This window comes from Candidatus Liberibacter solanacearum CLso-ZC1 (genome assembly GCF_000183665.1).
Classification (GTDB): Bacteria; Pseudomonadota; Alphaproteobacteria; order Rhizobiales; family Rhizobiaceae; genus Liberibacter; species Liberibacter solanacearum.
The window spans coordinates 75,971-89,050 of the sequence record NC_014774.1; the positions used below are offsets into that span (position 1 = coordinate 75,971).

Below are 13,080 nucleotides of genomic sequence, written 5' to 3' on the forward strand. Positions count from 1 at the left end.
GCCTATTGCATGACAGAAATAATATAAAATAAAATTATAATAACACTCAATAAAGCCAATTTCCCCACATATTCGTATATACTACGTGGTGATTCTGTTTTCGAAAAATTAAGAAAATTATCTTTTTCTGAAGCCTCTATCAGTGCTTTAAAAATTTTTTCTATCGGAGCAGAAAGATGCGGAACACCCTGAACAAGCCGGACAGCATTCTTGATTCCATCTTGAAAATCAACTATATGGCTCTTTGGACCAATATGATCCCGAATCCACTCTTTAACAATAGGCTCAGATGATACCCACATGTTAAATTCGGGATTTAACATACGCGCCACACCTTCTACAACAACCATGGTTTTTTGAAGCATTAACAATTCCGAACGCGTCATCATATCGAATAGTTCGGTTATCTCAAAAAGCATAGTCAATAATTTTCCCATGGAAATAATATCAGATGATTGCCCATGAATTGGCTCGCCTATAGCCCGTATTGCCTGTGCAAAAGAAGCTGGATTATGATGAGACGGGACATAACCTGCTTCAAAATGAACATCTGCAACACGCTGATAATCTCGGGAGATAAAACCATATAATATCTCAGCAAGAAAACGCCGCTCTCTTTTCCCTAGCCTTCCTGTAAGCCCCATGTCCACCGCCACAATACATCCCTTCGAATCAACGAATAAATTCCCAGGATGCAAGTCAGCATGGAAAAAACCATCTCGCAATGTATGCAATAAAAAAGATTGCATAAGCGTAACGGATAAGCGTTCTAAATCATGCCCAGCAGCACGCAACTTTTCCGTATCTGATATTTTTATTCCATCAATCCACTCCATCGTAATAACATCACGCCCTGTCCGATTCCAATCAACTTTTGGAACACGAAATCCATGATCTTGAGCAATATTTTCAGCCATTTCTGAGAAGGCTGCAGCTTCAAGTCGCAAATCCATCTCCATTTTTGTCACTTGTTCTAAAGTAGCTACTATTGCCGAAAGTCGCAATCTTTTCATGGAAGGAATTAATCTTTCCTGTATACGCGCGACCAAATACATAGTTTGAATGTCGCGAAAAAAACGTTGTCGTATACCAGGACGTATAATCTTTACAGCCACCTTTCGACATCCATTTATATCATCAACAATTGCTGGATGAACCTGCGCAATAGAGGCGGCTGCGATAGGATCATTAAATTCATGGTATAATTCCTCAATTGGACTTTTTAAAGCAGCAGATACAAAAAATTTTGCCGTCCTTGTCGGGAAAAAATCCATCTTATCTTGTAAGAGAGCAAGATCTTCAGACAATTTTTTCCCGACGATATCAGGGCGTGTAGCTAAAAATTGTCCCATTTTAACGTACGAAGGACCAAGGCGAGCCATAGCACGTGCCAAACGATCACTCCGATGATATTTTATGATTCTGCGACGCAAAACAAAAGATACTACTCTGTTGCACAAAGAAACAATAGGAGGCAATTGATCGGAAGGGAAATATGCAGTAACCCCCTCTCGCATTAATATCCAACCTATACGGAAAAGTTCATAATATTTTCTCAAAAAGCCCTCGTATCCTCAAAATTTCCATCCGGAGTGAAGTGCCACAATACCATTAGTATAGTTTGTAAATGAGACACTGGAAAAATTAGCAGAAGAAATGATTTCCGCAAAATCCTGTTGATTCGGAAATCTCCGAATAGACTCAACTAAATATTGGTACGGTTCGTCATCTCCTGCTACTAATTTGCCTATTTGCGGAATAACACTAAAAGACCAAAGATTATAAATCTTTCTCAAAAGTGGCTCTTGCACCTCAGAGAATTCCAATATAAGCAATCGACCTCCATATTTAAGGATACGATAAATCTCCTGAAGAACTAATTTTATATGTGGCATATTACGAATACCAAAAGCCAATGTACATGAATCAAAACTATTCGATTTAAAGGGAAGGCGTTCAGCATCCGCCTCAACAAAAGTGATGTTATCCTGTAGATTCTCTTTAAAAGAACGATCTCTTCCAACAGATAACATTGCACTATTAATGTCCGCTACCACAATCTGAGATTTTTTATCTGAAGCCTCTGCAATACGAAAAGCAACATCACCTGTACCACCTGCGATATCTAAAACACGATAATGAACAGATTTCTGAGGATTAAGAGCTGTTACCATTGCTTCCTTCCAAAACCTATGCAATCCAAGAGACATGAGATCATTCATGATATCATAGCGATGCGAGACTCTTGAAAAAACATGATTGACCATATTCTGTTTTTCTTCTTCTAACACCTCACGGAATCCATAAGAAGTTTTCATCTTTTCATCAGAATCAAAACGGTCTTTTGTCATATCTATTGAATCCTACTAAACACTATCCAAAAAAAAGGAATCACAACAACACTGTACTTGCAATCATACCAATTATCACAAATGACCACTATGATGAACCCCAAGTATTTTATTTTATTTAAGAAAAAGCTATACTCGATCCCTATATAGATCAACATATCAAGATGTGCCCAATGCCCGAATTGCCAGAAGTAGAAATAATTCGACGCAACCTTATACCGGTTATGAAAAATATGATTTTAACAGATATATGGTTGCATCGCAAAAATTTACGTTTTGATTTTCCCCCTAATTTTGCCTTGAACGTTCGAGGTAAAAAAATCACTAACGTTGTCCGACGCGCTAAATATTTACTCATTGAACTTGAAGATAATCTATCAATTATTGCGCACCTAGGAATGTCCGGATCCTTCATTATTGAGGATACTTCATCGACAAATTCTCAAAAAAAAATCAAAGACCCTCGCCATAATCATGTCACCATTTCTCTTTCAAATGAGGATAAAACACAAAAATATCGCGTTATCTATAATGATCCTCGTCGTTTTGGATTCATGGACTTAGTAAAAACTAGTTTACGAGATCAATATCCCTCTTTAATAAAAATAGGTCCAGAACCAACAGATAGTGCATTTAATGCAACCTATTTAACCCATCAATTTTATAAGAGGAATAGCAATCTAAAAAACGCTCTCTTGAATCAAAGAATAGTAGCTGGACTTGGAAATATTTATGTGTGTGAAGCATTATGGCGCGCTAGAATCTCACCCGTACGAACAGCAAAAAGTCTCGTACAAGATAACAAAACACCTAATGAAAAGATCTCTAGACTAATCCAAGAAATTCAAAAAGTTATTACTGACGCTATCAATGCGGGCGGATCCTCATTGCGTGATTATGTGCACACTGATGGCTCAATAGGTTCTTTCCAAAATTCATTCGCTGTTTACGGAAAAACAGGAAAATCCTGTCCATCAAATTGCGGACAAATGATCCGTCGCATCGTCCAATCGGGAAGGTCCACCTTCTACTGTACCTATTGCCAAGAATGAAATCGAGCATATCCTTGCAATCACGAGGTTTTAATATTGACGATAGTGTATTCTATGGTTATTGTGAGGAAAATATTTTACTTGTTTTGATTTATCATTACTCGCAATACTCTCAAGTGAAGTTAAAGACAGGATTGTATTTTCCTATCTATTTTCCCTTGGGTATAGTGTTTTGGACGAAAGGTGCTTAATGGCTAATACGCAATCTGCAAAAAAAATGGTTCGCAAAATTGCTCGTCGCACGCTGCTTAATAAAAGTCGACGCTCTTTTGTGCGTACTTTTATACGTCGTGCAAATGAGGCAATTGCTGTTGGAAAGGTTGAAGAAGCAACAGAAGCCTGCAAGAAAGCAGAGTCTCTTGTGCAAAAGGCTAAAAGCAAGGGAGTTTTTCATAGAAATACCGCTTCTCGCACAGTTTCTCGCTTATCAAAACGCTTGAAGAATATGGATATACCCACCTGATATATCGCTCTTAATCCTCTTCCAAATCATAAATTATCAGAAGGGATCATCAACAAACTTATTGATGATCGCCTTCTCCCATAGTTTTTCGCTTATCAAAACGCTTGAAGAATATGGATATACCCACCTGATATATCGCTCTTGATTCTCTTCCAAATCATCAATTATCAGCAGAGATCATCAATAAACTGATTGTTGATCTCCTCTCTTCATTATAACAAAAAAATTCATTCATTTCATTTTTAAGAATACCATTCTCTAGTTTTCACAAGAGGATAAAGACAAATACATTTATCATCTTTATAACTGATTCGCATAATTTTTTCGAATATATTACTTGACAATCAGATTATTTAAAAAAAACATGAAAACAGTTTGCGCACATTAAATGCTAAAGTTTTTCTTTCAATAAATATAAATTTTATTTTATAAAACTCTAAAGAATCAAATTTTCGAATCTCATTGATTCAAAAGAGATTCTTTCTTTCATATCCAAACCCGCAAAATGTCTCCTTAAAAGTCAATCCCCGAAAATCTTATTGCCTGCAAATATCGTCATTGATCTTATCGATCGTTCCTGGCTAAATAGGGTTACGATAAAAATCGAAAGTTAAGATCTTGTATCTGTAAAAAACAAATTTTAATTTTTTTGTTTGAATGAATTGTGATGGAAGGCATAAAAAATGCAGCCAAGAGGGATATCTGTTTGTATTCAAAAAAATGACGATGAAGTGCCCGTAAAAACCTCGAATATGAGTGCCGACACAGCAGGGTGTTTAGAAATAAAATGTGAATCTATTTTTAAAATCGTATCATCACGTCTGAAAGCTAACGTTGGACCTGATGTATATGCTAGTTGGTTTCAAAGACTCAAATTTCATTCCGTTTCTCATAATGTGGTACACTTATCTGTTCCAACTAATTTTTTAAAGGCTTGGATTAAAAATCGTTACCTTGAAACAATCACTAAACTATTTCAGGAAGAAAGCAGTCGCGTTCAAGGTGTAGAGATTCTTGTCAGATCCGCTGCCTTAGTCCCCGTTCCTTCTGAAAAATCTATATTTCCCGCTACTTCTTCTACAACAAAATCATCTACAATAAGTACAAATACGGGGAAAACCATTGCTATCACAGGGAAACAGACTATTAATCCAGTGTTGGGATCACCTCTTGACAGTCGATTTGTATTCTCTACATTTATAGACGGACCTTCTAATCGTGTGGCACTTACAGCCGCTCAGAATATTGCTGAAGTCGATTCCCATGGCTGTACTACAGTTAGATTAAATCCTCTCTTTATTCATGCTTCTGTCGGCCTTGGAAAGACACACCTTTTACAATCTATTGCTAATGCCGCCATCAAGAGACAACCTAATCTTCGAGTAGTCTATTTGACAGCCGAGTATTTCATGTGGAGGTTTGCTAGTGCTATACGTGACAACCACGCTCTCAATCTTAAGGATAGTCTGCGTAATATAGATTTGCTTTTGATTGACGATATGCAGTTTTTACAAGGAAAACTCATTCAACATGAATTTTGCCACTTATTAAACTCTCTTTTGGATAGCGCTAAACAAGTTGTTGCGGCAGCCGATCGTCCTCCTTCTGAGTTAGAATCTCTTGATCCACGCATACGCTCTCGTCTCCAAGGAGGTGTTGCGGTACCATTAGGATCACATGATTATGATATGCGTCTTTCTATTCTCAAAAATCGTCTTGCAATATCCCAAAAAGAGAATCCCACACTTAATATAAATGAGGAAGTCCTCACACATGTTGCACGCACCATCACAACAAGTGGGCGCGAATTAGATGGAGCATTTAACCAACTTGTTTTCCGGCATTCCTTTGAACCTATTTTAACGGTGGAGATCGTCGAAGAATTGTTGTCGCATCTCGTTAGTACCGGTGAAACTAAAAAAATGAGGATTGAAGACATCCAGCGTATGGTAGCGAAACATTACAATATATCACGTAATGATCTCTTATCTAACCGTCGCATACGCACTGTTGTACGACCTCGTCAAATTGCAATGTATCTTTCAAAAATTATGACGCCGCGTTCCTTCCCAGAAATTGGTCGTCGTTTTGGAGATAGAGATCATACAACTGTTCTCCATGCTGTTCGAAAAGTAGGTAAATTGTTGGAAACCGATATTACCCTCAAAAAAGAAGTAGAATTACTCAAAAGACTAATCTCAGAATAAGCATTATTGTATAAAATATATTCTGTATCTTGCTGTTATATCAACAAAAATTACCCAATGGTAATGTGTTTTGTTTAACGCATCTAATTGAGCGAAAATTATTGACATTATAGTACTATTATACACTTGAATTTTATCTTCTGATCAAAACAAGAGAAGAATACTCAAAAGGAAAGCTATTACTTGATAATACATAATACGAGAAGATCTTTCGTTTACATACACTGTAAGCGAAGATATTCTCTTTCATTGTATATCTATAGAAATTATTGCTAAAAATGACGGAATATTCACATTGAAATGGCTATATTGGTCATATTATAAAGATTGTACTAACTATCCTATCTATAGCAGAAATGTTTTCTTATATAATATTATGCAGAAAGATCAGCAACTATTGCATCAAGCATCACCATTCCCAATTGAGTGCATCTTAATCTTGAAGAGTTGATGCGCTCAATAAATCCTTGTTCTTGAAGTCTTCGTTCACATTCGATATCGAGACTGCGCCCTGCTAACCTTTCCCAGTCCTTAACCTCTATTCCTTCTCTTAACCTCATACCCATCATTAAAAATTCATCGGCTTGTTGTTCAGAACTCAGAAATTCTTTCTCAACAATAGCATGTCCATTTTTTTCTACCATTTTTACCCAATTTTCAGGATGCTTTTCTATAGACATGGCTATTCTCTGAGAATCGACCTTAACACGACTATGTGCCCCTGGACCGATCCCAACATAATCACCATATCGCCAGTAAGTAAGATTATGCAAACTTTCGGATCCCAAGCGGGCATGATTCGATATTTCATATGAATAAAGCCCATATTCCCTTGTTATAATTTGAGTCAAATTATAAAGATCTGCTGAAAGACTTTCATCAGGAAGAACAAGATCTCCATCTTTATGCAGTTTATAGAACAATGTCCCTTTTTCAATTGTTAGCTGATAAAGAGAAAGATGATCCACCGCATAAGACAAAGCTTTCTGTAATTCCATTTCCCATTGTTTTATACTTTGCCCAGGAAGGGCATATATCAAATCAAAAGACATGCGTGGGAAAATATCACGTGCCAAATGTATAGCTGTTACAGCTTCGGAAACATTATGATTACGACCTAAAAACCTTAATGCTCTCTCTTCTAACGACTGGACGCCTAGAGAAACACGATTAACACCAGCCTTCCTATACCCTAAAAAATGACCTGCTTCTGTACTAGATGGATTAGCTTCAATAGTAATTTCAACATTTGATGGCAAAGTCCAATTCTTTGCAATATTGTCAAGGAGAATAGAAATGTTTTGTGGATCTATTAGAGAAGGCGTGCCCCCTCCAAAAAAAACACTGGAAATCAATCTAGGCCCACTCAATTGCCTCATCCACTCCATTTCCACCAGAAGAGATCGAATAAAGTGTCCCTGATCAATAGCACGACGCCGCACATGACTGTTAAAATCACAATAAGGACATTTTTTAGTACAGAAAGGCCAATGTACATAAATTCCTAACGTATTAGAATCCGGATGAACTACATCATCTCCATATGATTGAGAGTATTTCATTTCTCATCTACACACAAACAACTATCAAACAAACACTTGAATGCACGCGCTCTATGAGAAACCAAATCATCCCTTGATCGAGAAAGAATTTCTCTTGTTATCTCTCCATTTTTTTCTTTTTCTGTCATCTCACCAAAAGTACGATCATAGCCATTTGGCTGAAAAATAGGATCATATCCAAAACCTAATTGACCTCGTGGAGGCCATACAATTATTCCATCTACTCTTCCGCAAAATTTCTCCACATGACCATCTGGCCAAGCAAGACATAAAGCCGAAATAAAATGCGCAAAACGCAAAGAAGGAGCATTGGCACCTTGCGAAATAAGATGTTCTTCAATTTTTTGCATTGCCATATAAAAGTCACGCTCACCAGTACTAGTCTCAGCCCATCTAGCACTATAAATCCCTGGTTTCCCATCAAGCGCATCGACTACAAGACCAGAATCATCAGCAAGGGCTGGTATACCCGCACATTGAGCAGCACTTAATGCTTTAATGATAGCATTCTCTTCAAAAGTATCTCCTGTTTCTTCCGGCACGACCAAATCTAATTCAAGAGCAGACTTTGTCACAATACCTAATGGCGCAACAAGATTACGTATCTCATGTATTTTGTCATAATTGTGACTTGCAATGACAATGCTTTTCTCAACTAGCTTACGCATCTAATGTGATCTCCACCAGATATTACATCTTTCTGCAACCTTATCAGATCAGAAATTCTATCTTTTGCTAAATTAAGCATGGAGAAAAACTGATCCTGAGAAAAAGTTGCCTTTTCTGCAGAAACTTGTATTTCCACTATATTACCAGCATCGGTCATTACAAAATTGGCATCAGCATCGATGCTAGAATCTTCCTCATAATTAAGATCTACGATAGGATTCCCAGATAAAATCCCACAAGATATCGCCGCTACATGACCTTTAAGAACTTGTGATAATTGAAATTTACTATTACGATCTTCCATATGTTGCAAGCAATCATGTAAAGCAATCCATGCCCCAGTGATGGCAGCAGTACGTGTTCCTCCATCAGCTTGAATAACATCACAGTCTATAATAATCTGCCGGGGGCCTAAAGCCGAAAGATCGACGATTGAACGCAGTGAACGCCCTATAAGACGCTGTATCTCTTGCGTGCGCCCTCCTTGCCTTCCACTAACGGCTTCGCGTTTAATGCGACTTCCTGTCGAACGTGGTAACATTCCATATTCTGCTGTTATCCATCCGTTCTTTGTATTGCGAAGCCAAATTGGCACTTTTTCTTCAAGAGTAGCAGTTGTTAGCAAATGCGTTTCACCAAACTTTACCAAACAAGATCCTTCAGCATGCTTAGAAATCCCCCTTGTAAATGATATCTCCCGCATTTGATTTTCTTTCCGACCCAATAAGCGCATAACCATTATCCTTAATATCCTCATTTTTTTTTAACATATTTCTCAGGAAAGAATTAAAAACCACTATAAAAAACTTTAGTAATCTTTCGCACTGTTCCTATCCCCCTATTTCGTGATGAAATAGACGTAATCTTGCTTTTTTTCGGTACAAAAAATCTCTCCTGTGTTCTAAATATTTTAAAAAAAACAGCGCCTATCGGAACTATTCTATGGAATTTTTATCGAATAAGCTCACATCAAAAACATTTATATCCTCTAAAAGTTGAACAAAGCAATTCGCATAATGAGACAACAAACTCTCTCCTTTTTCAAAAGTAGCGATCATGGCATTTCCCACAACTCCTTCAGGATTTAAATCCTCCATAGTCCAACCAAAACTATGCGGTCCATATGCACGTAGATATGTAAAATTTTGTAGGAATTCCGACTGCCGCGAGGAAAAGTTCTTCGATAAATCCATTTTTACTAAATGAGGGGCAAGCACTAACATCATACTCGTTTCTATTTCTCCTCCGTGTATATCAATTCCTCTTTCCGAAGACAGAACGATATCATGAGGGAAACCAAATCTAGACCAACTAGTAGATACTGCCAATACAGAAAAACGCACCCGCGCTTCTGTAGAGACAATGGATACAAGCGGTGAATTACCACCATGTGCATTCAAAATTACAACCTTGCGTATTCCAAGCTTTTGTATTTCATTTATAATAGATAACCAACGTTCTATAGCTTCGGCATAAGATAGAGTCTTCGTCCCATGGGCATACATGTGTTCAATCGAATAACCAATAGATTCTACTGGCATGAATGTAACAGGAAGTGTAGAAGGAAGAATACCAATCACACGCTCCACCAATCCCTTTGCAATAATAGTATCAGTATCCATTGGCAAATGGGGACCATGTTGCTCATATGCCCCTAATGGTAATACCACTATCCAATCTTTATGATCACCAACATCTAAAGATGGGAAATTATCTGCAAATCTAACCAAAGGATTCACCACCTGAATAATAGCTCCTCATTTAAAACATCTGCTACCAACCAAAAATATTTTTTAAAATTTTATATTTCTGCTATCGCACTATTGCGTATAAGATGTATTTTTCAATAATCTTTATATCTAATATTGTGAAAAATTGCATTTTATATGATCTATAATTCAAATTTAATCTATAAAAAGGATATCTTATATGCGTTTAGGTGGACAAATGGCAGCCGCTATCGAAATTCTCAAAGATATCATCTTTTACAAAAAGCCAGCAACAAATGCATTAAAAGATTGGGGCGCCTCTCATCGTTTTGCTGGATCTAGCGATCGTGTTTCCATTAGCAATATCGTTTACGATGTCTTGAGAAAATATCTCTCAAACGCCTATATTATGGATGATGATAATCCAGATTATTTAGTATACGCAGTGATAATTAAAGAGTGGAATATCTCCCTTGAAGATATTTCTACCATACTGAGAGAAGATCGTTTTGCCCCTCTTTTTCCAAAAGAATCAATTATTAAATCTCTTCATTCTCGTCAATTAGAAAACGCCCCTTTACATATTCAAGGAAATATTCCGCAATGGTTACAATCATCCATCCAATCATATTTTAAAGATAACTGGCTAGAAGAAACAAAGTCGTTGTCTACACGCCCTCCATTAGATTTACGCACCAATACACTGAAAGTTAATCGTCAAAAATTATTCAAGAATCTTCAACATCATGGCGTACGTTACTCTTCCATATCTCGATTTGGACTTCGCATAGCCGCCACAAAAGCACAATCACGTTTGCCTAATGTCACAAATGAAATTTCCTTTCAACGCGGATGGTTTGAAGTGCAAGATGAAGGATCACAAATTGTTTCAGATCTAACGGCAACTAAGCAAAGTTCACAAATCCTGGATTTTTGTGCTGGAGGAGGAGGAAAAACGCTAGCATTATCTATGCTATTAAATAATAAAGGTCAAATTCATGCGTGGGATAAAAACAAAAGTCGAATCGCTCCTATTGTAGCCCGTATTAAACGCGCTGGTATCCACAACGTACAATTACACAGTAATCTAGAATCTTTGCGCAATCTACAGGAACACTTTACGACAGTATTGGTTGACGCACCTTGTTCTGGAACAGGAACATGGAGAAGGCGCCCTGACATAAAATGGCGGTTATCGCCCAAAAACCTCATGGAAAGAATTGAAGAACAGAAAAAAATCATGCAGGAAGCGGCAAAATTCGTACGACTTGGTGGTTATCTTGTCTATATTACATGCTCCATTCTTCCCGAAGAAAATATTCAACAAATCAATAATTTTTTAGACAATCACCCCCACTTCAGAATCGACTCTATAGTTGATAATTGGAACGAATTATATGATCTCAAAAACCCCCCATCACTTTTTATTGAGAATGGATGCTGTATTCTAACGCCTTTTTTAACAAATACAGATGGATTTTTCTTCTGCAGGCTGAAACGTCACATTTAATGAAAATAAATATTCATTCTAGATTTCATGCAAGATTTATGGTTTTAACAATCCCTCTTATGAGCGAGTCCTAAAAGTTTTTCTCATGGAGCTAGAATAGCTTAATTGCAATAAAGAACAGACAATATAAGTATATCATAATTATAGTGAATCACTTCTTTTTTCCCAATAATGTATGATCGTGGAAGCATTTATTTCAGCACCAATAATAAAAATTACTCCCAACATATAAAGAAATACTAGACATATCGTGATCGACGCTAGCCCTGCATACATTGCAGAATACGTCGAAAAAGTCACAATATAGTGTGTAAATAACACTGCACCTATCAACCAACTGATCGATGTAAAAATGATTCCAGGCAAAACAATCCAGACCTTACGCTTTCCTGCAGGTAAAAAAAGATGAACAAAAATCAACCCAATAAACAGAGCTAAAACCGCACCATATAGCCTACCATTCCAAACTATTTCTACCATATTTCCTAAAGAAGGGAAAAGGGTTTTTACATATGCCAATGCCAACGGGACAACCACAAAAATAAAACTCATTATCACCAATGTAATAGAAGCAAGCAAAACATATCCTAGGCTTATCAAACGCGTTATATACCAAGATCTCATTTCAACAACACGATATGCTCGATTAAGAGAAACGCGCAATGCTTCAATACCATTAGAAGAAAAATATACTGCTGCTAGTGCCGAAATTGTAAACAATCCTTTTCTAGGAACTGCCAATACTTGAAAAATCTCATCTGTAATAGGTTTTGCAATCACATCAGGCCAAGCGCCAAAAAAAACACTAATAACTGTTGGAACAAATTCATGCGCTCCTAAAAAACCAGCTAAGTTAGCACAGAAAACTATAAATGGGAATACAGACAACAATGCCGCAAGCGAAATATGGCTAGCCATAGCCCAGCCATCCTCTTCTACAAAATGCTCTACAGCATCATAAACAATATTAAAAATGATACCAAAGTATTTTTGCATCCAACAACCCCATTAATTGGCATGAAATCATAAAATACCTACAACAAAATTGTATCCTCTTCGTTTCCCAAAAAGAACATCCTTGCCATATACTCAATTCAGCTTATGAATTTCTAAACTTTAGTTATAATCACGACCTTAATTGATAATATCAACCTGCCAAAAATTCATCAAAACGGAAATAAAACGAACTTTTCCTACGTAATAATTGATCATTACATAAAGCCTACCAAGAAAAATTTATCTTACCAAATCTAATCTTCGCATTACAGAATGATCTAAAGTTAAAAAACGAGGTATAATATTTCCTAATGCACGCCTCTATACTATAACATGTGTTTTTAAATACCATGCCTAAAATAAAAGAAATATTCTATAATCCCGCTAAAACAACTTATCTCCTCTCCCTCCCTTTACCTAAACGTATATTTTAACTAGACTAAAAAAGTAGATGTAGATATATTGCGTACATCTTACTTATCATGACGATCGATATTTCGCTTTCAAGATGTATAATTTTATAGAGGGATGGCATATCTTTTAAAAAGTCTTGCCAATTAA

At 36.8% G+C, this 13,080-nt stretch carries 11 protein-coding genes; 4 read left to right on the forward strand and 7 right to left on the reverse strand.

Annotated features, from left to right (window positions below):
- Positions 1-2 precede the first annotated feature (2 nt).
- Positions 3-1,517: a 2-polyprenylphenol 6-hydroxylase gene (gene ubiB, locus CKC_RS00360; RefSeq protein ID WP_013461481.1), complete on the reverse strand. Its 1,515-nt coding sequence runs from the start codon at positions 1,515-1,517 to the stop codon at positions 3-5.
- A gap of 57 nt (positions 1,518-1,574) precedes the next feature.
- Positions 1,575-2,351: a bifunctional demethylmenaquinone methyltransferase/2-methoxy-6-polyprenyl-1,4-benzoquinol methylase UbiE gene (gene ubiE, locus CKC_RS00365; protein ID WP_013461482.1), complete on the reverse strand. Its 777-nt coding sequence runs from the start codon at positions 2,349-2,351 to the stop codon at positions 1,575-1,577.
- A 173-nt stretch (positions 2,352-2,524) separates the two neighbouring features.
- Here ubiE and mutM point away from each other — a divergent pair, with 173 nt between their 5' ends.
- The 3 genes from mutM to dnaA all read left to right on the forward strand — a co-directional run bounded on the left by mutM (position 2,525) and on the right by dnaA (position 6,073).
- Positions 2,525-3,403 (forward strand): bifunctional DNA-formamidopyrimidine glycosylase/DNA-(apurinic or apyrimidinic site) lyase, encoded by an 879-nt coding sequence (mutM, locus tag CKC_RS00370; protein ID WP_044054036.1) that lies wholly within the window; start codon positions 2,525-2,527, stop codon positions 3,401-3,403.
- A gap of 190 nt (positions 3,404-3,593) precedes the next feature.
- Entirely contained in the window at positions 3,594-3,866 is a 273-nt protein-coding gene (gene rpsT / locus CKC_RS00375; RefSeq protein ID WP_013461484.1) for a 30S ribosomal protein S20, read from the forward strand.
- A 683-nt stretch (positions 3,867-4,549) separates the two neighbouring features.
- Positions 4,550-6,073, forward strand: a complete 1,524-nt coding sequence (gene dnaA / locus CKC_RS00380) for a chromosomal replication initiator protein DnaA (RefSeq protein WP_013461485.1) — start codon at positions 4,550-4,552, stop codon at positions 6,071-6,073.
- A 374-nt stretch (positions 6,074-6,447) separates the two neighbouring features.
- Here the strand turns inward: dnaA and hemW are convergent, their stop codons facing one another.
- From hemW to CKC_RS00400, 4 genes are all read right to left on the reverse strand, one after another.
- Positions 6,448-7,635: a radical SAM family heme chaperone HemW gene (gene hemW / locus CKC_RS00385; protein ID WP_013461486.1), complete on the reverse strand. Its 1,188-nt coding sequence runs from the start codon at positions 7,633-7,635 to the stop codon at positions 6,448-6,450.
- Positions 7,632-8,303 (reverse strand): non-canonical purine NTP pyrophosphatase, encoded by a 672-nt coding sequence (locus CKC_RS00390; protein WP_013461487.1) that lies wholly within the window; start codon positions 8,301-8,303, stop codon positions 7,632-7,634. Before CKC_RS00390 ends, hemW begins: the two co-directional genes overlap by 4 nt.
- On the reverse strand, positions 8,291-9,037 hold the full coding sequence (gene rph, locus CKC_RS00395) for a ribonuclease PH (protein WP_044054174.1): 747 nt from the start codon (positions 9,035-9,037) through the stop codon (positions 8,291-8,293). The genes CKC_RS00390 and rph overlap by 13 nt, the downstream gene beginning before the upstream one ends.
- 202 nt (positions 9,038-9,239) lie before the next feature.
- Positions 9,240-10,046, reverse strand: a complete 807-nt coding sequence (locus CKC_RS00400; RefSeq protein ID WP_013461489.1) for a creatininase family protein — start codon at positions 10,044-10,046, stop codon at positions 9,240-9,242.
- 187 nt (positions 10,047-10,233) lie between these two features.
- On the opposite strand from CKC_RS00400, the gene CKC_RS00405 reads away from it, so the two are divergent.
- Positions 10,234-11,523 carry an RsmB/NOP family class I SAM-dependent RNA methyltransferase gene (locus CKC_RS00405; RefSeq protein ID WP_013461490.1) on the forward strand — a complete coding sequence of 430 codons (1,290 nt, stop codon included), beginning with the start codon at positions 10,234-10,236 and terminating at the stop codon, positions 11,521-11,523.
- 141 nt (positions 11,524-11,664) lie between these two features.
- On the opposite strand, the gene CKC_RS00410 is transcribed toward CKC_RS00405, so the two are convergent.
- Positions 11,665-12,519: a YihY/virulence factor BrkB family protein gene (locus tag CKC_RS00410; RefSeq protein WP_013461491.1), complete on the reverse strand. Its 855-nt coding sequence runs from the start codon at positions 12,517-12,519 to the stop codon at positions 11,665-11,667.
- Positions 12,520-13,080 lie beyond the last annotated feature (561 nt).